The sequence below is a fragment of the Bacillus paramycoides genome, from assembly GCF_038971285.1.
Classification (GTDB): Bacteria; Bacillota; Bacilli; order Bacillales; family Bacillaceae_G; genus Bacillus_A.
Genome location: NZ_CP152427.1, coordinates 1732736 through 1756007, shown reverse-complemented (window position 1 = coordinate 1756007; position 23272 = coordinate 1732736). Strand labels below are relative to the sequence as shown.

General features: G+C 36.6%; 21 protein-coding genes, 1 pseudogene and 2 other annotated features. Of the genes and pseudogenes, 7 read left to right on the top strand and 15 right to left on the bottom strand.

Annotated features, from left to right (window positions below):
• Positions 1-109 precede the first annotated feature (109 nt).
• Positions 110-1440, top strand: a protein-coding gene (locus AAG068_RS09110) for an IS3 family transposase (RefSeq protein ID WP_088060789.1) whose coding sequence is annotated in 2 segments (ribosomal slippage) — positions 110-497 and positions 497-1440 — 1332 coding nt in all. Because the reading frame shifts where the segments join, the coding sequence is not laid out codon by codon here.
• A gap of 113 nt (positions 1441-1553) precedes the next feature.
• On the opposite strand, the gene AAG068_RS09105 is transcribed toward AAG068_RS09110, so the two are convergent.
• Together AAG068_RS09105 and AAG068_RS09100 are read right to left on the bottom strand one after the other, a co-directional pair.
• Positions 1554-3068, bottom strand: a complete 1515-nt coding sequence (locus tag AAG068_RS09105; protein WP_342719016.1) for an acetyl-CoA hydrolase/transferase family protein — start codon at positions 3066-3068, stop codon at positions 1554-1556.
• A 127-nt stretch (positions 3069-3195) separates the two neighbouring features.
• The gene (locus tag AAG068_RS09100) at positions 3196-3840 is read right to left on the bottom strand and encodes a LytTR family DNA-binding domain-containing protein (protein ID WP_342719015.1); all 645 of its coding nucleotides are present in this window, start codon (positions 3838-3840) and stop codon (positions 3196-3198) included.
• Between the two features lie 342 nt (positions 3841-4182).
• Here AAG068_RS09100 and AAG068_RS09095 point away from each other — a divergent pair, with 342 nt between their 5' ends.
• Positions 4183-5163, top strand: a complete 981-nt coding sequence (locus AAG068_RS09095) for a serine hydrolase domain-containing protein (RefSeq protein WP_342719014.1) — start codon at positions 4183-4185, stop codon at positions 5161-5163.
• A gap of 53 nt (positions 5164-5216) precedes the next feature.
• Here the strand turns inward: AAG068_RS09095 and AAG068_RS09090 are convergent, their stop codons facing one another.
• Both AAG068_RS09090 and AAG068_RS09085 read right to left on the bottom strand, forming a co-directional pair.
• Entirely contained in the window at positions 5217-5822 is a 606-nt protein-coding gene (locus AAG068_RS09090; protein WP_342719013.1) for a pentapeptide repeat-containing protein, read from the bottom strand.
• Positions 5823-5876: 54 nt separating this feature from the next.
• Positions 5877-6800: an alpha/beta hydrolase gene (locus AAG068_RS09085; RefSeq protein WP_342719012.1), complete on the bottom strand. Its 924-nt coding sequence runs from the start codon at positions 6798-6800 to the stop codon at positions 5877-5879.
• Positions 6801-7004: 204 nt separating this feature from the next.
• Between AAG068_RS09085 and AAG068_RS09080 the strand changes: the two genes are divergently transcribed.
• Positions 7005-7766 carry a DODA-type extradiol aromatic ring-opening family dioxygenase gene (locus AAG068_RS09080; protein ID WP_342719011.1) on the top strand — a complete coding sequence of 254 codons (762 nt, stop codon included), beginning with the start codon at positions 7005-7007 and terminating at the stop codon, positions 7764-7766.
• Positions 7767-7819: 53 nt separating this feature from the next.
• On the opposite strand, the gene AAG068_RS09075 is transcribed toward AAG068_RS09080, so the two are convergent.
• The 3 genes from AAG068_RS09075 to AAG068_RS09065 form a co-directional block, all read right to left on the bottom strand.
• Complete coding sequence (locus tag AAG068_RS09075; RefSeq protein ID WP_342719010.1) at positions 7820-9034, bottom strand: multidrug efflux MFS transporter; 1215 nt, start codon at positions 9032-9034, stop codon at positions 7820-7822.
• A 168-nt stretch (positions 9035-9202) separates the two neighbouring features.
• On the bottom strand, positions 9203-10054 hold the full coding sequence (locus AAG068_RS09070; RefSeq protein ID WP_342719009.1) for a GNAT family N-acetyltransferase: 852 nt from the start codon (positions 10052-10054) through the stop codon (positions 9203-9205).
• Positions 10055-10072: 18 nt separating this feature from the next.
• Positions 10073-10783: a DUF554 domain-containing protein gene (locus tag AAG068_RS09065; protein ID WP_342719008.1), complete on the bottom strand. Its 711-nt coding sequence runs from the start codon at positions 10781-10783 to the stop codon at positions 10073-10075.
• A 216-nt stretch (positions 10784-10999) separates the two neighbouring features.
• Here AAG068_RS09065 and AAG068_RS09060 point away from each other — a divergent pair, with 216 nt between their 5' ends.
• Both AAG068_RS09060 and AAG068_RS09055 read left to right on the top strand, forming a co-directional pair.
• A complete protein-coding gene (locus tag AAG068_RS09060) occupies positions 11000-12103 on the top strand; it encodes a CapA family protein (protein WP_342719007.1) in 1104 nt (367 codons plus the stop codon).
• Positions 12104-12155: 52 nt separating this feature from the next.
• Positions 12156-12383 (top strand): hypothetical protein, encoded by a 228-nt coding sequence (locus AAG068_RS09055; RefSeq protein ID WP_342719006.1) that lies wholly within the window; start codon positions 12156-12158, stop codon positions 12381-12383.
• Positions 12384-12462: 79 nt separating this feature from the next.
• Here AAG068_RS09055 and ilvA read toward each other — a convergent pair whose 3' ends face one another.
• From ilvA to ilvE, 6 genes are read right to left on the bottom strand one after another with little or no spacing between them, the layout of a single operon-like run.
• Positions 12463-13725 (bottom strand): threonine ammonia-lyase IlvA, encoded by a 1263-nt coding sequence (gene ilvA, locus AAG068_RS09050; protein ID WP_342719005.1) that lies wholly within the window; start codon positions 13723-13725, stop codon positions 12463-12465.
• A 31-nt stretch (positions 13726-13756) separates the two neighbouring features.
• The gene (gene ilvD, locus AAG068_RS09045; RefSeq protein WP_342719004.1) at positions 13757-15430 is read right to left on the bottom strand and encodes a dihydroxy-acid dehydratase; all 1674 of its coding nucleotides are present in this window, start codon (positions 15428-15430) and stop codon (positions 13757-13759) included.
• Between the two features lie 46 nt (positions 15431-15476).
• Positions 15477-16484, bottom strand: a complete 1008-nt coding sequence (gene ilvC / locus AAG068_RS09040) for a ketol-acid reductoisomerase (RefSeq protein ID WP_342719003.1) — start codon at positions 16482-16484, stop codon at positions 15477-15479.
• A gap of 14 nt (positions 16485-16498) precedes the next feature.
• A complete protein-coding gene (locus AAG068_RS09035; RefSeq protein ID WP_342719002.1) occupies positions 16499-16729 on the bottom strand; it encodes an ACT domain-containing protein in 231 nt (76 codons plus the stop codon).
• Positions 16726-18438: an acetolactate synthase large subunit gene (gene ilvB / locus AAG068_RS09030; protein ID WP_342719001.1), complete on the bottom strand. Its 1713-nt coding sequence runs from the start codon at positions 18436-18438 to the stop codon at positions 16726-16728. The genes AAG068_RS09035 and ilvB overlap by 4 nt, the downstream gene beginning before the upstream one ends.
• Positions 18439-18460: 22 nt before the next feature.
• Positions 18461-19360, bottom strand: coding sequence for a branched-chain-amino-acid transaminase (gene ilvE / locus AAG068_RS09025; RefSeq protein ID WP_342719000.1), 900 nt, complete (start codon positions 19358-19360; stop codon positions 18461-18463).
• Between the two features lie 151 nt (positions 19361-19511).
• Positions 19512-19751: a binding site (T-box leader), on the bottom strand.
• A 67-nt stretch (positions 19752-19818) separates the two neighbouring features.
• Positions 19819-20064, bottom strand: a binding site (T-box leader).
• Between the two features lie 258 nt (positions 20065-20322).
• Between ilvE and AAG068_RS09020 the strand changes: the two genes are divergently transcribed.
• Positions 20323-21081, top strand: coding sequence for an SDR family oxidoreductase (locus tag AAG068_RS09020; protein WP_342718999.1), 759 nt, complete (start codon positions 20323-20325; stop codon positions 21079-21081).
• Positions 21082-21172: 91 nt separating this feature from the next.
• Positions 21173-21709, top strand: a complete 537-nt coding sequence (msrA, locus tag AAG068_RS09015) for a peptide-methionine (S)-S-oxide reductase MsrA (RefSeq protein WP_342718998.1) — start codon at positions 21173-21175, stop codon at positions 21707-21709.
• 168 nt (positions 21710-21877) lie between these two features.
• On the opposite strand, the gene AAG068_RS09010 is transcribed toward msrA, so the two are convergent.
• Positions 21878-22078, bottom strand: a complete 201-nt coding sequence (locus AAG068_RS09010) for a hypothetical protein (RefSeq protein ID WP_078439579.1) — start codon at positions 22076-22078, stop codon at positions 21878-21880.
• A 190-nt stretch (positions 22079-22268) separates the two neighbouring features.
• Positions 22269-23162 (bottom strand): annotated as a pseudogene (locus tag AAG068_RS09005) (RCC1 domain-containing protein); the annotation flags it as partial.
• Between the last annotated feature and the right edge of the window lie 110 nt (positions 23163-23272).

Sequence of the window (23272 nt, the reverse complement as noted above, 5' to 3'; positions counted from 1 at the left end):
ACCCCGAATCATGGACACTTAAAAAAAGCCCCATGATTCGGGGTTTTTGTGTATTTTTATCAAAAAACCTCGTTATAATGGAACCAACGATAGAAATGAGGTACGGAGAATGAGTAAAATTATTTTTAATGAGATTCAAATGAAGCAGCTGGAAAAAAATAAAAATGTAGTAAAAGCGTCGGAACGTTCGATTAGCTATTGTCCAGATTTCAAAGTAAGAGCGGTAAAAGAAAATCAACAAGGAAAAGGTCCTAGCCAAATCTTTTTAGAGAATGGGTTTGACTTAGCTGTGATTGGTGAGGAGAAACCAAAACAATGCTTGAAACGTTGGCGAAGAACCTTTGAACAATTTGGTGAAGAAGGATTTTATACAGAACGCCGCGGGAAAGGAAGCACGGGACGTCCTTCGGAAAAACCTCTCTCTTCCGATGAAAAATTAAAGAAAGCGGAAGCGCGTATTGCGTTCTTAGAAGCGGAATTGACATTCCTAAAAAAGTTAGAAGAACTCGAAAGGCAGGCGTTACAGAAGAAGCGTTAACACCACGAGAAACATACACACTGATTGAACAAACCATACGTCGATTCCAATTCCCACGTATGGTGCGTTATCTTTGCACACTGGCTGGGGTAAGTCGGAGTGGATACTATGCGTGGCTTCATCAGACAGAGAAACATCTAGAAAAAGAACGCAATGATGAAACAGATTATGAATGGATCCAAGAAATTTTCAATCGAAAAAGGAAAACATGTGGTGGTCGTTCTATCAAAATGGTGTTGGAAAAGACAAAAGGAATTTGTATGAACCTCAAACGTATTTACCGTATTATGCGTAAATATAATCTTGTGACAAAGATTCGCCGAGCGAATCCTTATAAACACATCGCAAAGGCGACACAAGAACATAAAACATGTCCGAACCTTTTAAAACGCCAATTCAATCAAGAAGAGCCTGAAAAAAGTATGTTAACGGATATTACCTATTTATTTTATGGAAAAGGAAAGAAGGCTTATTTATCATGTGTAAAAGACAGCACAACACGAGAAATTTTAGCCTATCATGTCTCCTCTTCTTTACAAATGGATATCGTCTATCAAACATTAAATAACTTGAAAGAGAGATTAGGAGAAAGCATCCATTCTGAAGCGCTTCTACATTCAGACCAAGGTATTCATTACACACACCCTGAATTTCAGAAACGCGTAAGGGAAATGGGAATCAGACAATCTATGTCCCGTAGGGGCAATTGTTTAGACAATGCACCAATGGAATCCTTTTTTGGTCATATGAAAGATGAATTAGATTATAAAGATTGTCAAACCTTTGAATCCCTCGAACTCAACATAAGGGAATATATGAAGGAGTATAATTATAATCGTTATCAGTGGACATTAAAAAAGATGGCTCCGATTGAATATCGGAACCACCTTTTAAGTGCTTGATTTTTCAGGGCTTTTTTATTAAACTGTCCATTTTATAGGGTACAGTTCAAAAATTGGCGTTCTTTTTCTTTTAACCTTTATGGCATATTATATTAAGAATCATTTTTACACTTCTAAACAGTTTCTACTACTTCTTCAAGCATTATTCCATTTTTAGCATAATTCGTATGCCAAGAAAAAGCTTTTTCTAAAACATGAGGGGTTTGTCCACCTCTCGTTTTAGCTTCTTCGTAATAAGCTCTTAGCTGATCACGATACATTGGATGTGCGCAATTCTCTATAATTAATTCCACTCTTTCTCTTGGCGCCAGTCCTCTTAGATCAACATACCCTTGTTCAGTGACGATAACATCTACATCATGTTCCGTATGGTCTACATGAGATACGAAAGGAACGATACTTGAAATGTTACCACCTTTCGCAATCGATTTCGTAACAAAGATAGCTAGACGTGCATTTCTTGCAAAATCACCAGAACCACCAATACCATTCATCATTTTTGTACCTAAAACGTGAGTAGAGTTAACATTTCCGTATATATCTAATTCTAAAGCCGTATTAATGGAAATTAATCCAAGGCGGCGAATAATTTCAGGGTGATTAGAAATTTCTTGTGGGCGCATCATTAATTTATCACGATATTTTTCAAAGTTAGAAAATACTTTTTGCATTTTCTCTTCAGAAAGCGTGATCGAGCAGCAGGAAGCAAAATTGACTTTCCCAGCATCCATAAGATCAAAGACCGCATCCTGTAAAACCTCAGAATATACTTCTAAATCTTCAAACTCAGAATCTAACATTCCATGAAGAACTGCATTGGCAACTGAACCAATTCCCGATTGTAGCGGCGCTAAACGATTTGTTAATCGGCCTACTTCGACTTCTTTTCGAAGGAACTCTATTAAATGCTGTGCCATAATAACAGTTTCTTCATCTGGAGGGACAATTGTTGATGGCGAATCTAATTGGTTTGTAAATACAATCCCCTTCACTTTTTCAACATCAATCGGAATGCCAATCGTTCCAATTCGATCATCCGTTTTCACAATCGGAATTGGAAGCCTTTCCCCTTGTTTACCTGGTTCATATAAATCATGCAGCCCCTCTAGTTGCGCGGATTGGGCCATATTCATTTCAATAATAATGGACTTAGCATTCAAGGAAAATGCTAATGAATTACCAATTGAAGTCGTTGGAATAATCATTCCGTCTTCAGTAATCGCAACCGCTTCCAAGATAGCGAAATCTATATCCATAACGTCAGCACGAAGTAATTCTGCTGTATGAGATAAGTGCTGATCTACAAATAAAAAGTCTCCGTTATTAATTCCTTTTCGCATAGTCGCATCGGCTTGGAAAGGCAATCTTTTCCCTAAAATTCCTGCCTCAGCAAATAATTTATCTACATCCGAACCTAATGAAGCCCCTGTATAAACATTTACTTTAAAAGATTTATCATTCTTTACTCGGTTCACCAGCGCAAATGGGACTGCTTTTACATCCCCAGCACGTGTAAATCCACTTAAACCTAATGTCATTCCACTTTCAATCCATGAAGCTGCCTCTTCAGGTGTCACTACTCGATCTTTTAATCGTTGATCCCTAATTCTATCTAAATTATTCTCCATATGTACTCCCTCTCCCAATGAATATTCATAATTATTTTACACATTAACACTATCAAAATAGGGATTTTTGTATACAATGCCGAAAATTCAGATAAAACAGCAAATCTAGGTTCTAAAGCAGAACATTTTAGAATCCTAGAAGCTTACGAAAATAGCTAGCATATGATTGACTCACTGGTACCCTCTCTCCGTTATCCATTGAAAGTAAAAAAGTAGAGTGGGTATCAGGATAAATCGCCTTAATATGATTCACATTTACTATAAAGGAACGGTGGCATCTAATAAACGAATCTTTCGGAAGTAAGTATTCAAATTCTTGTAGAGAGTACTTATGTGTTCCTGTTAACTCTTCTGAATTCACATACGTCTTTTTATCTTTAGCCTCTAAATACATCACCTTTGAGAAAGGAACCGGAACCCATCCGTCTGTTGTTTTTAAAGTAACGACTGACTTCCCATCCGTTAAAGCGGGATAAATTGCCGTCACGCAACCTTCAATCTTTCCATTATTTGAAAATGGTACGGCCATTCCATGATAAGGAATACCGAAAACATCTCGGTTAATAAACTCAGAGGCTTTTTGCTTCGTTACCATTGCTTTATGAGCAATCGTCCCTTCCTTAATAGGATCCCCGGCACTAATCTTTAAATCAATTCGTTTACTTGGCCGATAGTAAATATATTCTTCCGTATTCGAAACGGCGATTGATATTTCATCTGAAAATAATTCCCCAACAACATCTAGTAGTATACCTAACGTTTTATCTTCCATAGTATGAACACCTCATTTACTATTATACTACTATTATGAACGGACAACTGTTGCTTTTACATGTAGTGCAAGTTCACTTAATTCACTAGCTTCAATTACTATCTATTTTCTTACTTCCATAATTGTTTCTCTCCACCATCAAAATATGAACTACTAAAGTATTGCCCCGAGCAATAAAAAACCCTTTATTTTTATAAACTTTAAATCAACCTGCTTCTTATATTACTTGCATTATAAAATAAAAAAGTAATATAAAAACATTTCATTTAGGGGGAATTGCCTATGCCGTTGGATTCCATTTCAGGTAACGAATATTCCAAAATTTAAAGGAGTGCCTGAAATTTGTTAAACTCATATATTAATTCATTTTTATATAAAAATAATGAAAAATTTAACGGAACAATTTTAATAGCCCATAAAGAAGAGGCTCTTTATAAGCAGTCATTTGGAAAAGCTAATTATAATTGGGACATACCTAATACATCTACAACGAAGTTTCGTATCGGATCAATAACTAAAATCTTCACAGCAGTTTCAATTTTAATGCTTGTGGAAGAGGAAAAATTACAGCTACATGATACTTTAGATCAATTCATTCCCGATTTCCCAAAAGGAAATCAAATTATGATCAAGCATTTACTAAATCATACTGCTGGTGTCGGTAACATTACTGCTCAACATGACTTTTTATTACAATCTTTACAGCCTCGAACACCAGATGGATTAATACAATGGATTATTGCATGCCCCTTTGAATCTAGCCCTGGTGAAAAATTCAATTATTCAAATTCGGGGTATATTATATTAGGAAAAATTATTGAAGTTATAAGTGGAATGTCTTATGAGGAATTTCTTAAAAATAAAATTTTCTATCCAATCTCTATAATGAACACAAGTATTGATTTGAATCACACTATTCAAAAACATAAAGCAACTGGCTATGAGTTACATCCAAATCACGGCCTACAGAACGCATCATTTATTCATATGTCTAATTCATATTCAGCCGGTGGATTAGTTTCTACAGCCGAAGATTTATATAGATTTGATAAGGCGCTAAAAGAAAATCGCTTCTTATCAAGTAGGATGACGTCTCGTATGCTTACTGCAGAATCTTACGGATATGGTTACGCTTGGAATATTGCTATACCTGAAAAAAATAATAAACTTATATTTCATCACGGAGGAATTAACGGCTTTACGTCCTCCTATTTACGATTAATTGACAAAGAGGCTACAATCATCATTTTAAGCAATGTATCAACACTATTAACATCGACTCTTGCTAATGAAATCGCTTCTTATATAGAAAATAATTTTTAAACCTATTATGATTTGAAAAACCGTTCAGCATTTTGAACGGTTTTTCAAACAATTTAGTTCACCTTAGCCCCATAACACCTTGCTACTGCAACTGCCTGTGCTATATCTAATTTTACATTTTTTAAATCGAAACTTGTAAAGTCAATTCTATCAACTATCGCTCCTTTTAAATTTGCACCGCTAAGTTTCGCCTTACCTAATTGTGCACCGGTTAAATCCGATTCACGTAAATCTGCTTTTTCTAAATTACATTCATATAAATCAGCTTCAATTAAACGTATACCTTTTAACATTTGTTTACTTAAGTTCGCGAACCTTAAATTCGTGTATGACCAATCACCCGATATGATAGTTATTCCGTCTAAATTCGCCTCTTCAAAATCAGAGCCAGTCATTTTACATTCTTCAAACTTCGATACGAATAGATTCGCACCAACAAACTTACAATTTGCAAATGTAGTTCCTTGATGGATAGAAGCGTTAAAAAGAGCACCGGTAAAATCACATTCGATGAAATTACAATTTTCAGTAGAAACTTCCGATGCATCTATCCCTCTAAAACGACATTTTATGAAAGTACAATTCTTCAATTCCTCTTCTTTAATCAAAACATCTTGAAAATCTATTTCTACATATTCTTTACTTACAAATTCACTCATAACTATTCCTCCATATCCTTAAAGAAACCTCACTTCAAAAAGTGAGGTTTCTGCTCATACAATATGTCCATCTAACCAAGAAATCAAATCTTGAAATACTTCATCTCGATTTACTTCATGGAACATTTCATGTCTTCCATTTTCATATAAACGCAGTGTTACATCTTTCACGCCACATTTTTTATAATTCTCATATACTTCCTTTACACCTTTCCCCATATCCCCAACAGGATCACGATCCCCTGAAAAAATATGTATTGGAAGGTTTTGCGGTGTTTTCTTGAACTCTTCTAGTTTATTTACTTCTAATACACCAGAAAATAATTCTCGATAAAAACTAGTCGTACAAATGAATCCACATAATGGATCCGCAATATATTTATCTACTTGATTATTATCTGAAGATAACCAATCAAATTTTGTACGATTTGGTTTAAAGTGTGAATTGAAGTTTCCGAAAGATAAAAAGTTTAGCATCGGACTTTTCGTTTTTTCCCCGCGTAATTTCATCTCAATTGTCGCTACTTTATGACCGATACTTCCTAAAAGCCCTGGATTTCCACCAGTTCCTGAAATAAGAAATCCATCATACAATTCACCCTTCAGTTGTACAGCACGCCTTGATAAAAAAGAACCCATACTATGTCCAAGTAAAAATAACGGGCATGTCTGCTCTTTTCTTATCGTTTCAGATACAAAAATCACATCAGACACAGCCTCATTCCAACCTACATTGGGTTTAAAATGACCATAATCTTCTTCTCTTTTCACCGTTTTCCCATGACCTTTATGATCATGCGCATAAACACCATAGCCCGCTTCTAATAACGCATCAATAAAGTCTGTATAAACACCTGCATGTTCTGTCATACCATGTGCAATTTGAATAATCCCTTTCGGTTCACCTTCTGGTAACCACTTACGTAAATAAATTTCCGATTCATCCATTGCCGTAACGAAACTTTCCTGTACGTTCATTTCGTCAGCTCCCAACTCTATTATGTATCTCAAAAAATGAATATCCATTCATTATTCTTATTATGTATTATATGCAATTGCCTTCATTATGACAAATGACTCACTTTTCCAATTAGCTCAATAACTATTATGTTGACGAACTTTAAATAAAATTATATAGTTACTTACATAAAGTAATTATTATATTTTTGGGAGGTTTCTATTATGATGCCATCATTATTTTTAGCACACGGTTCACCGATGCTCGCTATTCAAGATACAGAATATACAAGGTTTTTAAAAGCGCTTGGAGAAACATATAAACCGAAAGCAATTGTTATTTTCACCGCTCACTGGGAAAGCGAAGTACTAACGATTTCTTCATCAGATAACGAATATGAAACAATTTATGATTTTGGAGGTTTTCCCCCTGAGTTATACGAAATCAAATATCGTGCGAAAGGCTCTTCTAACATTGCATCCATGTTAGAAACAAAATTTAAAAACAAAGGTATTCCGGTCCATCATAATATGACGAGAGGTTTAGATCATGGCTCATGGACACTCTTGCACCGTATGTATCCAAAAGCAAATATTCCTGTCGTACAAATATCAGTCAATCCATTCCTTCCTGCAAAAGAGCAATTTAAGATTGGAGAAGCATTAAAAGGACTTGGACAAGAAGATATTTTAGTAATCGGGAGCGGTGTTACCGTTCATAACTTACGAGCACTGAAATGGAATCAAAGTACACCCGAACAATGGGCAATTGAATTTGATGATTGGATTATAAAACATATGCAGACTACTGATAAAGATGCATTATTTCATTGGGAGACAAATGCCCCTCATGCTCAATTAGCTGTACCAAGAGCAGAGCATTTTGTTCCTTTATTTATCGCTATGGGAAGTGGTGAAAATAACGGTGAAGTCATTCACCGCAGTTATGAGCTTGGTACGTTAAGTTATCTTTGTCTCCAATTTTAAAGAAAAGGATGAAGCAATCATTGCTTCATCCTTTTCTTTTTTTATTCACCTAGTTAACTAACTTCCAAATGTCGTTTCTCTGATACCTCTTCGTTCTTATTATGAAAATAAACCCAAATGCACGCAATAAATAATAGTGATGATGTAGAGAAGAAAACATATTGGAAGCCTGCATGCGCTGCAATTTGTCCACCAAGTACTGGTCCAATCATATTTCCTAAAAACTGAAACGATTGATTATACCCAAATACTCGTCCCGTTACATGGGTTGGTGTATGTTGTTTTAGTAGAGTTTGTACGGAAGGTAATAATCCTGCTTGTGCGATACCTAATAAAAATCGAAGAATTAATAGTTGCCAAGCTGAGGTTACAAATGCTTGCGGGATAAAAATAATTCCTGCAGCAAACAACGCTACAACTAATGTTTTTTGAGGACCAATTTGATCTGATAATCGTCCCAGTCTTGGTGCTGCCAAAATAACTGCTAACCCTGTCGCTGACATCACTGCACCCGCAATTGTTTCAATATGTGCAGTATGAGGACCTACTAAATTTTTTACGTATAATGTAACAATTGGTTGAACGGACATATTAGCAAGTTGAATAATAAATGTTGTTACAAACAAACTAATAATTAAATGCTTCGCTGGAACCATCGTCCATACTTTTTTCGGTTGTACTTTTTTTGCTTGAGCGGAGTGATTCTCTTCATGTAGGAAGAAAAAAACGATGAGAAAAGAAAGGAATAAAAAAGCTCCTGTAACAAGAAAAACATGGCGCATTCCAATTAACTCAGACAAATATCCTCCAAGTAATGGACCAAGTAAAGAACCGCTCACTCCACCAGTTGAAATTGTAGAAATTGCCCAGCCTGAATGCTCTTTCGGAGTTTCTGCCGCAATAAATGTCATCGCCGTTGAAAGGAAACCAGATACTGCTCCCATTAAAAATCTTAGTGCGACTAGTTGATACACATCCGTTACAAATCCCATAAGCGTCATAATAATCGCCATACCAAGGCTCGCACGAATCAGCATCAATTGCCGTCCATGTATATCACCAAGTTTTCCCCATATTGGTGATACGATCGCACCCATTAAAAATGTAATACCAAATGCAAGTCCCGACCACTGTGCAATACTTGAAGTGCCAGTTACTCCCAATTCCTCAATATAAAAAGATAAAAAAGGAATTACTAAACTCATACCGGCTGCAGTGGTAAAACAACCTAGCCAACAAATCATTAAATTTCGTTTCCAGCTGGCCATTTTCACACCTTCTTTCTTTAGATACCCATTCTACACCCTTTCTTGTAAAAAGTTTAGTAATTTGCTTTATTTGTAAGATTTACTACAAAACCCGCTATTTTCTAGTAAAAATCACTACATTTCCACATTGTTTTCATAATAAAACCAACTCCACTTAAATGAAGTTGGTTAGTTGTCCATTATTGGTATTAAACGCGCATTACAACATCGCTCATAAAACTCAACCGGACCCGCTTGTCCAATAATTGCGTATTCATATCCATCTTGCTTCATACTATGTAAACAACGATGTAACAATTGCTTCCCTACACCTTTCACACGATTTTGTTTCGCTGTGCCCATTGGACCAAACAATCCTTTCTTTCCTCTCACTACATCATAGCAAGCGAAACCTACTATCACTTCTTCTTGTTCTGCTATATAAATAGGTAAGTTTTCTTTATATGTACGAAATCCATATTCTATTGAACGTAACCAACGTTCACCAAACTCTGCTTCAACAAAACTTGCTAATTTTTCAAAATCAGAAAGGTTAGCCTTTCTAACAGTACAAGTTAAATCATTATAAGTAGGAACAAAACATTTTAGATCAACCGCTAAATCTCTTGGTTCAGCTATAATATGTAATATACCTTTTTGTATTTGTGCATTTTCAATAAACGTATCCGCGCGAAATAGTGCATACATAACATGTCCTTCATTCATTATTACTTGCTGAAAACGTTCCATACGTTTCTTGGCTATTTGTAAAATTTCTAACACCTTATAAGATAACTTATATTGTCCTATTTCTTTATACCCTTGATCCGTTAAATCGTACTCTTTTCGTATTGAAAGCTTTTCTAAAAAGTCCGCACCAATGTGACGAAACAAATACATATACAACTCGTTGCAAACTCCAGTACCCTCTTTACACATCCCTATAAACAGATGAACTGGTTGAATGATATTATTTCCCGCCTCTTTTGCCGCAATCTTCAATATGTTATAAACACGTTTTGTAAATTGAAATTCCTCCATATGTATCTCCATCCCCTACTACTTTACTATTAAACCGTAACCATAAATAAGTGAAACGATTATTCCAACTACCAATATACCTGGCAGTAAATTTGCCACTTTAATTTTAATAATACTAAGTAAGTTCAATCCAATAGCAGCTATCATAATACCACCTGTAGCTGTCATTTCTACTATAAATTGATTCATTAATTCTTTCGGGACCAAACTATTAATTTGTGTTGCAAAAACCGCAACACCTCCTTCGTATAAAATAACTGGAATCGCCGAAAATACTACACCAATTCCTAGAGTTGTCGTTAATATAATAGAAATAAATCCATCGATAATTGCCTTTGTAAATAAAATATCGTGATTTCCGCGAATCCCACTGTCGAGTGCACCAAGTATGCCCATCGCACCAATTGCAAATATTAAAGTAGCTGTTACAAAACCTTCTGATATGCTCCCTTTCGATCCAACTTTATTTTCTAGCCAATCTCCTAACTGTTTTAACTTTCCCTCTAATTGTAGCCATTCCCCGATGACGGTACCAATCACTAAACTTAATATGACAACAAGAAAATTTTCACTTTTCAATGCCATTTGAAGTCCAAGTACAGTAACCGCTAAACCGATTGCATGCATAATTGTTCCCTTCATACTTTCTGGAATCCTACTAAATAATTTACCTAGTAAAGTACCAAGTATTATACAAACCCCATTTACAACTGCTCCTAATATAACCATTTCTCATTCTTCACCCTTCGAATTCTTTATTTCTACATTTTGGTTTATTCATTGATTTACAGGTTATCTATATGTTAACTTAATATTGAGAATATTAACAAATGTTTTTCACAACATAAACCGCAATTTTTTGTAGTTATACATAATGTGAAACTTTAATTAACGTGAGTTTTATTGCCTACAAATTGCGGTATAAATTCAAAAGGGAAGGTATTTATGAAAACTTTACTAAAACGATTTCTGTTAATAGCCTTTTGCATTACACCAATCGTTGTATTAATTAACTACTCTTTTACTTCAAAGGCGAAAGACAAACCCAATTTGCAAAACAAATCTAGTAAAACCGCTTCAACAAATGAAAAGAAAATAGAAAATCCTGAAATCACACTCACTTTCTCTGGTGATACAATGTTCGATTGGCAATTACGTCCTGTAATCGAAAAAAACGGGGCTGATTATCCATTCCAACATGTAAAAGAAGAAATAACAAAAGCTGATATTTCTTTCGTTAATTTAGAGTCAGCATTTACAACGAAAGAAAAGAAAGCTCCTGGACAATTATTTTGGATTAAAAGTGATCCATCCTCGCTTCAAGCGATAAAAAATACTGGATATGACATTGTAAATATCGGGAATAACCATACACTTGATTATGGGCAAGATGGATTATTAGACACGATTTCTCATGTAGAAAAATTAAAGTTCCCTTACATTGGAGCCGGAAAAAATGCAAAAGATGCATATACAGCACGAGAAATGACTGTAAAAGGGAAAAAGTTCAAATTTCTTTCCTTCGTTCGATTTATGCCTGATACGAATTGGGTAGCTGGTGACAATAAACCTGGTGTTGCGAACGGATATGATTTAAATCTCGTAACAAAAACAATTAAAGAGCAAAAGAAAGATGCAGACTATTTAATTGTCTATATGCACTGGGGAGTTGAAAAATCAAATCGTCCGGTAGAATACCAAAAACAATATGTTCCTAAAATGGTTGAAGCAGGAGCTGACGCGATTGTCGGAAGTCACCCGCATTGGCTTCAAGGATTTGAGTATTATAATAAAGTTCCTATCGCTTACTCATTAGGAAACTTTTTATTCCCAAGTTATGTGAGTGGGAAAAGCGCCGAAACTGGCGTATTAACTTTAACTTTTAAAGGAAAGGATGTCCAAATGTCATTCAATCCTTACATCATTCGTAACAACCAAATTTCCCCTGTCAATGAGGAGGAAAAGAGAAAAGCTCTACAATATTTACAAACAATTTCAACTGATGTAGAAATTGATGATGCAGGGAACATAAAAAATAAACGAAGCTAGATAGAACAAGATTGATTTCTCTGTAACATACTTTACAGAATAGGTGATGAACATGCTGAAAGACTTATTAGAAAATGTAAGTTTGTTAGAGAATATTTATAAAATATCTATAGCCGTTCTACTTTTATGTTCAATTTTCTCTGTTAGACTTCTAAAAAGAATAAAACGAGAACGAAAACTTACTACCTTTGAATTTACTATGTATGTAATCATTCGTATTGCGATACTCTTTTGGTTAACTAGCTTTATCCTTCTTGAATATGGAAAATATTTAGTTTAACTATAAAAAAGATAGAACAAGCAGCATTTCCCTTGCTTGTATCTATCTTTTTTATTTGGATGCTAACTCTTTCCTTCTATTAAATAAGCAAATCAAACAAAATAGGGTTTTTATTAAGCTCCATAAATTGAATATTATTTTCTTTAAAACGAGTAATTAATTGCTCATAGTCCTCTTTATGTTTTAATTCTACGCCGACTAGTGCTGGACCATTTTCCTTATTATGTTTCTTAATATACTCAAAGCGCGTAATATCATCTTCTGGTCCCAATCCTTTATCGAGAAATTCTCTTAGCGCACCGGAACGTTGCGGAAATTCAATGATAAAATAATGCTTTAATCCTTCGTAAATGAGCGAACGTTCTTTCATCTCTTGCATTCTATCAATATCGTTATTTCCACCACTTAGCGTACATACAACTGTTTTACCTTTTATTTCATCTCTATATAAATCAAGCGCTGCAATAGATAGTGCACCCGCCGGTTCAGCTACAATTGCATTTTTCTTATATAGTTCTAAAATCGTCGTACAAACCTTCCCCTCTGGTACTAAAACAATGTCATCAATTACATCTTTACACGTTTCAAATGTTAACTTCCCTACTTTTTTGACAGCTGCTCCATCAACGAAACTATCTATTTTCTCTAACGCGACATTTTCATTTTGAAGAAAAGCCTCTTTCATAGATGCAGCTCCCATTGGCTCTACACCAATGACTTTTGTAGCAGGACTAACACCTTTTACATATGTACCAACACCTGATGCTAATCCACCACCGCCAATTGCTGTAAAGATATAATCCACTGGTTTCTCCATATCATGCATAATTTCAACTGCCACTGTTCCTTGACCAGCAACTACATACGGATCATCAAACGGATGAACAAACGTCATTCTATTTTCTTCACAATAGCGCTGTGCTTCTTGGAAAGAGCTATCAAATGTATCACCAACTAATACAATTTCTGCAAAATCACCACCGAAAAATTGTACTTGCGATACTTTTTGTTTCGGTGTCGTTGTTGGCATGAAAATTTTTGACGGAATCTTCAATAAATTACACGTATAAGCAACTCCTTGCGCATGATTACCAGCACTTGCACAAACAACACCGTTTTGTAATTGTTCTTTTGATAAACCTTGAATTAAATTGTACGCACCACGAATTTTGAAAGAGCGAATCAATTGTAAGTCTTCTCGTTTTACATAAACGTCACAATCATATTTCTCAGATAGAACTGTATCACGTTGTAACGGTGTTTTAATAACGATATCTTTCATGCAATTATGTGCCATTAAGATATCTTCAATTTTCACTCTCTCCTTTACCTTTTGCACCATTTCATATCATCCTTATCTCTTTTTAATTGGCTCAATCAAAATCCGGGATTTTTAGAACTGCACCTGTATTCGCCGATGTTACCATCTGCGCATAACGTCCAAGCCAGCCAGTTTTCACTTTCGGTTCTGGTCGTTTCCACTCTTTTTTACGCTTATCTAATTCTTCATCACTAACTCTTACCTCCAACAATCTTTCCTCAACATCGATGCAAACGATATCCCCTTGTTCCAGAAGTGCAATCGTTCCGCCCGCAGCTGCTTCTGGCGAAATATGCCCTACTGAAATACCACGTGAAGCACCCGAGAAACGACCATCCGTTAATAGCGCAACATCTGCACCTAATCCCATACCGGCAATCGCTGAGGTTGGTGCTAACATCTCTGGCATACCAGGGCCGCCTCTTGGTCCTTCATAGCGAATAACAACTACATCGCCTTTCTTCACTTTCCCAAGCATGATGCCCGCAAGCGCCTCATCTTGTGAATTAAAAATAACGCAAGGTCCTTCAAATCGTTTTACTTCAGTTGCCCCGCTTTTAATAACTGCCCCATCTTTCGCAAGGTTTCCTTTTAATATACGTAATCCCCCTTCTTCACTATGAGGGTTTTCGAGAGAATGAATTACTTCCTTATCTTTAATCTCTGCATGAGCAATGTTTTCTCTTAATGTTTGCCCAGTAGCAGTAATACGATCTAAATGAAGTACTCCCTCTTTTCGGCTCATCTCTTTCAAAATTGCACTAATCCCGCCTGCTCGATCAATATCTTCCATATGCCAATTGGAAGCAGGGCTTACTTTACATAAATGTGGTACACGTCTTGAAACTGCGTCAATACGGCTCATATCATAATCTAGTCCTGCCTCATGAGCGAGTGCTAATGTATGCAACACTGTATTTGTTGAACCGCCCATTGCCATATCAAGCGCGAACGCATCATCAATTGCTTCTTCCGTTACAATGTCCCTCGGTTTAATATCTCTTTCAATTAAAATCTTTAATTTCTCTGCTGCTTGTTTAATTAATTCTTCACGTCTTGGATCAATAGCTAAAATACTACCGTTACCAGGAAGAGCTAAACCTAACACTTCACATAAACAGTTCATAGAATTCGCTGTAAACATACCAGAACAAGAACCACAAGATGGACAGCCATGATCTTCAATATCCTTTAATTCTTCTTCTGAAATTTTGCCAGATTGATAAGCTCCTACTCCTTCGAAAACAGAACTTAAATCAACAACGTCTCCTTTTGACGTTTTTCCAGCCGCCATCGGACCACCTGAAACAAAAACAGTTGGAATGTTAATACGAAGTGCAGCCATCATCATACCGGGTGTAATTTTGTCACAGTTTGGAATACAAATCATGCCATCAAACCAATGTGCATTTACAACCGTTTCTACTGAATCTGCAATAATTTCACGACTCGGAAGCGAATAACGCATACCGATATGCCCCATCGCAATACCGTCATCTACTCCAATTGTATTAAATTCAAATGGAACCATACCTGCTGCACGCACTGCTTCTTTAACAAGTTTTCCAAACTCATTTAAGTGCTTATGACCTGGAATAATTTCAATAAAAGAATTACAGATAGCTATAAACGGTTTATCAAAATCTTCATCTTTCAAACCAGTTGCTTTTAATAAACTACGGTGCGGCGCTTTATCAAAACCTTTTTTAATCATGTCACTTCTCATCTTGTCAAATCCCCTCTTACGTATTTTTCACTTACAATCGCTTACACTATTTCTTTACTAATTCTTTCGGTGCATGAATCCAGCTCATCATTTCACGAAGTTCTTCCCCTACTTTTTCTAACTGATGATTTTGCTCTGCTTTTTTCATCGCATTATATGTTGGACGCCCAGCTTGGTTTTCTAAAATCCATTTCTTCGCGAATTCACCTTGCTGAATTTCTGTAAGTACTCGTTTCATTTCTTTCTTCGTTTCATCTGTAACGATTCTCGATCCTGTTACATAATCTCCGAACTCAGCCGTATCTGAAATAGAATGGCGCATGTTCGTTAAACCGCCTTCGTACATTAAATCAACAATTAACTTTAATTCATGTAAACATTCGAAGTATGCAATTTCAGGACGATATCCGCCCTCTGTTAATGTTTCAAAACCAGCTTTCACAAGTGCAGTTACCCCGCCGCAAAGTACCACTTGCTCTCCGAATAAATCCGTCTCTGTTTCTTCTTGGAATGTCGTTTCAATTACACCTGCACGTGTACACCCTACACCTTTTGCATACGCAAGTGCTACATGTAATGCGGTGCCTGTTGCATCTTGATGTACTGCGACTAACGCCGGAACACCATTCCCTTCTTGGAATACACGGCGAACGAGATGACCTGGACTTTTTGGCGCTACCATTGCTACATCTACGTAACTTGGCGGGTTAATTTGTCCGAAGTGAATATTAAATCCATGTGAGAAAAGTAACATTTGCCCTTCACGGAGATTCTCTTCTACTTCTGTTTTATACACATGTGCTTGCTGTTCATCTGGCAATAACATTTGTACGACTTGCGCGGTTCGAACCGCTTCTGAAACAGACATTACTTCAAACCCATCTGCTTTTGCTACTTCAAAAGACTTACCATGTCGAACACCTACTACAACTTCTACACCAGAATCACGTAAATTTTGCGCCTGCGCATGACCTTGAGATCCATAGCCAATTACCGCAACTGTTTTCCCTTGTAATAACTCTACATTTGCATCTTTTTCATAATACGTTTTCATATTCGATACACTCCTTATAATTTATTTACTTGCAGTACATCAATTAATTTTTTCAACTGACTAACAAGTAATGTCGCTTCATTTTCAGTACAAACTGCTGTGAGTTTCATTTCAGAAACGCCACTAGTATCTCTTTCGTTTAAATATAAAGAAGAAATATAATAGCCACGCCGAGCAAAAATTCCACTTATACGTAATAAGACGCTTGGCTCGTTATGAATAACGAGCGAAAAAGTATGACTCATTCTTCCCACCTCTTCATAATCATTTCGTTATTCCCTTTGTTTGGCGGAACCATCGGAAATACGTTTTCACCTTCTTCTACACAAAAATCAACTACGACAGGACCTTCATGAGCAAATGCTTCTAACATCATTTGTTTCGCCTCTGTTGAATTTGTCGCCCTTAATCCCTCCACTCCATAAGCTTCTGCCACTTTCACAAAATCTGGCGATCCAATTTTCGACTCTGATAAACGATTTTCATAAAACATCTCTTGCCATTGCCTTACCATCCCTAAAAATTTGTTATTTATAATAAATACTTTTACAGGAATATTATTTTCAGCAACTGTTTGTAGTTCTTGAATGTTCATTTGAAAAGAAGCATCGCCTGCAATACAAATGACGAGTTCTTCCTCTTTCGCAAGCTGAGCACCAATTGCCGCCGGGAAACCAAACCCCATCGTTCCTAGTCCGCCAGATGTGAGAAAAGTCCGTGGATTTTTCGCTTTATAAAAATGCGCAACCCACATTTGATGCTGCCCTACTTCTGTCGTAACAATCGCTTCACCGTTCGTTAATTTACTTACTAGACTAATAACATGCTGTGGTTTTAACTCACTTTCTTTTTGGTTGTAGGAAAGAGGGTATTCCTCTTTCCATTTCTCGATTTTCGTAAGCCATTTATCTGTCTGTGTACAAATCGGTATATGTAACAGCATGTGTAACGCTTTTTTCACATCTCCAACAATCGGATATTCCACAGTTACATTTTTATGAAACTCCGAAGGATCTATATCAATATGTACCTTTTTCGAATGCGGAGAAAAAAGTTCTAATTTTCCTGTTACACGATCATCGAAGCGAACACCTAAAGCAAGTAGTAAATCACATTCTGTTACTGCCATATTTGCAGCGTACGTTCCATGCATGCCGAGCATTCCTAAAAATAACGAATCTCCTGGCGGATACGCACCCAGTCCCATTAAAGTGGAAACGACAGGAATACGATTCTCCCTCGCAAATTTGATGAGTTCATCAGAACCACCCGAATGAATGATCCCTCCTCCGATATAAAGAAGTGGGCGTTTTGCTTCTGAAATGGCTTTAGCTACCTCTTTCAGCTTCATACTGTCTGGCATAGGATCTAATTTATATCCTGGAATCTCAATCACTTCATTATAAAAACTTGTTACATTTTCATTTTGAATATCTTTTGGAATATCAATTAATACCGGTCCCGGCCGCCCGCTTTCGGCGATGTAAAAAGCTTCTTGTACAATGCGCGATAAATGATTCACATCACGAACTTGGTAATTATGCTTCGTAACAGGTACTGTAATCCCGACAACATCTGCTTCTTGAAATCCGTCTTTTCCGATGAGAGGTTTTGCAACTTGCCCTGTAATGACAACTAAAGGAATCGAATCCATATAAGCATCCGCTAAACCCGTAACTAAATTCGTCGCCCCTGGGCCAGAGGTAGCAAAGACTACCCCGACCTTTCCAGAAGCTCTCGCATATCCTTCTGCTGCATGAATGGCAGCTTGTTCATGACGAGTTAAAACGTGCTTCAAACCACTTCCGTATAACGCATCATATACTGGCAAAATCGCTCCGCCCGGATAACCGAAAACAGTCGTTACGCCTAATTTTTTCAAACATTGAATAACGTGTCCGGCACCTGTTACTTCTTCACACTGCAATTTCTCACATGTTGTATGCTGCTCCATTTTAATTAACTCCCCTCCCTACCTACAGTAAGCTTTCCGCCAATCCTGGAACACGTATTCCTCTTTCTCTCGTTAATTTTTTAAATTCCTCTGTCAATTGTTTCGTTAACCTTCCTGGTTTCCCATCCCCAATTTCTCTTGAATCAACTTTTACAACTGGAATTAATTCTGCTGCCGTTCCCGTTAAAAACACTTCATCTGCTACATATACGTCATGACGAGTAAATGGCCTTTCCTCACATGGAATATGAAGTCGCTCACATAGCTCGATAACACTATTTCTCGTAATACCTTCTAGCGCTCCTAAATAAGAAGGAGGTGTTAACACCTTTCCATCTTTCACAACGAAAACATTATCTCCAGATCCTTCACAAACATATCCTTGTTGATTTAACATAAGTGCCTCTAGCACTCCTGCTTGCGCCGCTTCAATTTTTACAAGTACGTTATTTAAGTAGTTCATTGACTTAATGCGTGGGTCTAATGCATCTGGCGTGTTACGTCTTGATGCAACAGATACAACGCTTAATCCATTATCGTAAAATTCCTGTGGGAATAACTTTAATTGTTCTGCAATGATAATAACGCTCGGTTTCACACAACTTCTCGGATCGAGTCCTAAGTCACCCTTTCCTCTTGAAACAATTAACCGAATGTAGGCATCCGCATACTCGTTTTTTTGCAATGTTTGTAAAACTGCTTCCTCCATTTCTTCAATCGTCAACGGGATTGTAAGTAAAATAGATTTTGCCGATTCATATAATCGTTTTACATGTTCCTTTAAACAAAATACATTTCCACCATAACTACGAATTCCTTCAAATACACCGTCTCCGTATAAAAAACCGTGATCATATACTGAAACAACTGCCTTTTCTTTTTCTACAAATTCCCCATTCATATAAATGTACTGATTTCCCATCTCACATCGCTCCTCTTTTTTTCTCTCTATTTTGCAATCTATTTCTATATCGATTGCTGAGATGAGTATTTTTAACAGAATATTCAGTATATAAACCTTAAAAATATACTCGTCTCAACAATCGATTACATACATACTTGTAGCAATCCATTGCTGAGACGAGGGAATCGTGGTACCACTCAGCTTCCTTACACTTCTCACGAAATATAAGCTCTGCAAGTCCAATTAGACTTTTGTTTTTCTATCGGAAACAACTCCGCTACTTTTTACTAGTTTTCAAAAGTAGTACTCCGAGGTGATCTTCAATGATGAAATTGTTACCACCCTCACAGCATCTGGGTAGCTCTCTGAAACAACTTTTATCATTTACTCTCCTCTTCTACGCATTCTCTTATTCTATTTTTTAAAATAAAAACTCTCGCCTCAGCAATCAACTACTACAATTTAGTAGCTTTGATTGCTGAGGCGAGAGTTTCGCGTTACCACTCAGCTTCCTTATACTTCTCACGAAATATAAGCTCTGTAGGTCCAATTAGACCCCCGTCCTTTTATCGGAGACGATGCCGTCGCTCTCTACTCAGTTTCCCTTTCGCAAGCGATGCTCCGAGGTGATCTTCAATGATTCGATTGTTACTACTCTCACAGCCTAGGAGCAGCTCTCTGAAACGATCATAACCATCTACTTTCCTCTTCTTTGCATATGCAACATATAAAGTTAGAAAATTCTTAATTCACTTTCATTTGTTAAACGTATTATAGGACGTTGTTCTTTTCATTGTCAACATGTTTTTCCAAAAAAAATAAAATTCAATCAATTTAAGAGAGGTCTATTTATTTTTCTCAAAACAAAATCGGAATGAATTTCTTACACATACTCATATATTACTTAAGTATGTTCGCATTACTACATAAAGAAAAATAACTTAATAACATATAAAATTTTATGGGGAGATGAAAAAACTATGTTAAAAGGAAAAGTGGCATTAGTTACAGGAGCGAGCCGAGGAATTGGACGTGCTATTGCAAAACGTTTAGCAAACGACGGTGCATTAGTTGCTATTCATTACGGGAATCGAAAAGAAGATGCTGAAGAAACCGTTTATGAAATCCAGTCAAATGGCGGATCAGCTTTTTCCATCGGTGCAAACCTTGAATCTTTACATGGTGTAGAAGCCCTTTATAGTTCTTTAGATAACGAATTACAAAAAAGAACCGGTGGTACTAAATTTGATATTTTAATAAACAACGCTGGAATTGGTCCTGGTGCTTTTATTGAAGAAACGACTGAACAATTTTTTGATAGAATGGTTTCAGTAAATGCAAAAGCACCATTCTTTATCATCCAACAAGCTCTATCTCGTTTACGTGACAATAGCCGAATTATTAATATTTCATCCGCCGCCACACGCATTTCTTTACCTGATTTCGTTGCATATAGTATGACGAAAGGTGCTATTAATACAATGACTTTCACGCTTGCAAAACAGCTCGGAGCACGAGGAATAACTGTGAATGCAATACTTCCAGGATTTATTAAAACAGATATGAATGCGGAACTCTTGAGCGATCCAATGATGAAACAGTATGCCACTACTATTTCTGCCTTCAATCGCTTAGGTGAAGTAGAAGACATTGCCGATACCGCGGCATTTCTCGCTTCACCAGACAGCCGCTGGGTTACTGGACAATTAATTGATGTTAGCGGAGGATCTTGTTTATAAAAAAGCATATATTTTCAAATCTTTTTTATTGCGCAATAAAACAATTTATATAATACTATATAAAACATATATATTTAGGAGGATTACAGCAATGTCCGAAAAAACATACGAACTCGCAACCTTCGCAGGCGGTTGCTTTTGGTGCATGGTAAAGCCATTTGATGAACTTCCTGGTATTCATAAAGTACTTTCTGGCTATGCAGGTGGTCATGTAGAAAACCCAACATATGAACAAGTAAAAACTGGTACATCTGGTCATTTAGAAGTTGTACAAATTACATTCGATCCTTCTATTTTTCCATATGAAAAATTACTAGATTTATATTGGCCCCAAATCGATCCAACTGATGATGGCGGACAATTCTTTGACCGTGGCCCATCTTATCGCACTGCTATTTTTTATCATACTGAAATACAAAAAGAGCTTGCTGAAAAATCAAAACAAGCACTTGCAGAAAGCGGTATGTTTAAAGAGCCAATTGTAACTGAAATTCGCCCGGCTGCACCTTTTTATGAGGCTGAAGAATACCATCAACATTTCTATAAAAAGAACCCAGAGAAATATGCTACTGAGCAAAAAGAATCTGGCCGTGAAGACTTTATAAAAGAAAATTGGCAAAAAAAATAATAAAAACGCATCGTGCTCTCTTTTCAAAGTGCGATGCGTTTTTATCTTTGAAAAAAGTACCATACAATGATGAGAACAACCGCTGTTAATGTCCAAAGTAATATTTCATTTTTCACTCTACTCTTTTTCTTAGTCATTTCATCTCCTCCTAATAGCGATACAACCTATTCAAGATTTCCTCTGTTTCATTGTCCATCTTATATACGTGAATACATCCTTACAAATTCTTATAACAAGGCCACCAATGATTCCGATTGCAATTGAAATTACTAACGTCTGTCCAAAACTAAAAGATTTTGTATATGTTATGTAGAAAACAATGCACACAAGTAAAATATCTGGTAAAGAAAATAAAAGTTTTTTAAACAATTCTTCACCTCTCCTATGTTTTTTTATAAATTATATCGTCTACTGTAGCTTTAAAAAATTCCATTTAGACACTCATTTTACGGAAAGAAATAAGAACCTCTTTTTAAAAGGGATTCTTATCTACATATCCTATTCCATAATTATTCCTAAAATAGAATAATATTAATAGTGATTTATTGTAAATTAACCATTTGCTAGGCAATCGGATATTACGCCAGCTACTTACGTCGCATTGACCATATGTATTATCACCTCCCGCTACCACCGTGCCGTCTGATTTCAGGCCGACTGTATGTACACACCCCGCCGCTATCGCTACAATATCTTTCCAATCGCTTACATTACATTGACCATACCCATTCGAACCTACTGCCACTACAGTACCGTCTAATTTCAGAGCTATTGTATGATTACTCCCTGCCGCTACTGCCACAATATCTTTCCAGCTGCTTACATCACATTGACCATGTTTATTATTCCCTACTACCATCACTTTGCCATCCGATTTCAAACCAACAGTATGAAGATAACCAGCTGCCAACGCCACAATACCACTCCATTTGCTTACATTGCATTGCCCATATCGATTATTCCCTACTGCCGTCACCGTTCCATCCAATTTAAGACCAACTGTATGCCAGTCACCCAGCGCAGCCGCCACAATATCTCTCCAGCTGCTTATATTACATTCTCCTTCTTTATTTCGTCCCACCGCTATTACCGTTCCATCCGGTTTAAGGCCAATAGTACGACGCCACCCCGCTGCAACCGATACAATATTATGCCAGTCGTTCACATCACATTGATCATGCTTATTCCACCCCGTCGCTTCCACAGTATTATCACATTTCAGAGCTATTGTATGAGCATTACCGGTGTTCGTCGCCATGTGAACATTGCCCGCTGCGACGGCTTCAATATCATACCAGCCACTTACATTGCATTCTCCTTCTTTATCTCGCCCCACTGCTACTACCGTGCCATCTGATTTCAGAGCAACGGTATGACCACGACCCGCTGCTATCATATCTTTAGACCACCGTTTCGCTTTTAACATTTCTTCTTTCGGTGAAATGCAATTCATATTTACCTCCTTCAAAATAAGCAACTGTTTCAAAATATATCTTTTATCAAACTTTATTTCATTATCAAGACCTAAATCGTAAAAAACCATAAATAATAAAGAGTGATACA

Coding starts and splice junctions, on each gene's coding strand:
- ilvE (WP_342719000.1), bottom strand. CDS start 19,360: ATGGGAAATCAGTACATTTATATGAATGGGGAATTTGTAGAAAAAGAA.
- AAG068_RS09085 (WP_342719012.1), bottom strand. CDS start 6,800: ATGAACGTACAGGAAAGTTTCGTTACGGCAATGGATGAATCGGAAATT.
- AAG068_RS09065 (WP_342719008.1), bottom strand. CDS start 10,783: ATGGTTATATTAGGAGCAGTTGTAAATGGGGTTTGTATAATACTTGGT.
- AAG068_RS09060 (WP_342719007.1), top strand. CDS start 11,000: ATGAAAACTTTACTAAAACGATTTCTGTTAATAGCCTTTTGCATTACA.
- ilvD (WP_342719004.1), bottom strand. CDS start 15,430: ATGAGAAGTGACATGATTAAAAAAGGTTTTGATAAAGCGCCGCACCGT.
- AAG068_RS09075 (WP_342719010.1), bottom strand. CDS start 9,034: ATGGCCAGCTGGAAACGAAATTTAATGATTTGTTGGCTAGGTTGTTTT.
- AAG068_RS09055 (WP_342719006.1), top strand. CDS start 12,156: ATGCTGAAAGACTTATTAGAAAATGTAAGTTTGTTAGAGAATATTTAT.
- AAG068_RS09080 (WP_342719011.1), top strand. CDS start 7,005: ATGATGCCATCATTATTTTTAGCACACGGTTCACCGATGCTCGCTATT.
- AAG068_RS09090 (WP_342719013.1), bottom strand. CDS start 5,822: ATGAGTGAATTTGTAAGTAAAGAATATGTAGAAATAGATTTTCAAGAT.
- AAG068_RS09105 (WP_342719016.1), bottom strand. CDS start 3,068: ATGGAGAATAATTTAGATAGAATTAGGGATCAACGATTAAAAGATCGA.
- AAG068_RS09020 (WP_342718999.1), top strand. CDS start 20,323: ATGTTAAAAGGAAAAGTGGCATTAGTTACAGGAGCGAGCCGAGGAATT.
- ilvB (WP_342719001.1), bottom strand. CDS start 18,438: ATGGAGCAGCATACAACATGTGAGAAATTGCAGTGTGAAGAAGTAACA.
- ilvA (WP_342719005.1), bottom strand. CDS start 13,725: ATGGTGCAAAAGGTAAAGGAGAGAGTGAAAATTGAAGATATCTTAATG.
- msrA (WP_342718998.1), top strand. CDS start 21,173: ATGTCCGAAAAAACATACGAACTCGCAACCTTCGCAGGCGGTTGCTTT.
- AAG068_RS09035 (WP_342719002.1), bottom strand. CDS start 16,729: ATGAGTCATACTTTTTCGCTCGTTATTCATAACGAGCCAAGCGTCTTA.
- ilvC (WP_342719003.1), bottom strand. CDS start 16,484: ATGAAAACGTATTATGAAAAAGATGCAAATGTAGAGTTATTACAAGGG.
- AAG068_RS09070 (WP_342719009.1), bottom strand. CDS start 10,054: ATGGAGGAATTTCAATTTACAAAACGTGTTTATAACATATTGAAGATT.
- AAG068_RS09100 (WP_342719015.1), bottom strand. CDS start 3,840: ATGGAAGATAAAACGTTAGGTATACTACTAGATGTTGTTGGGGAATTA.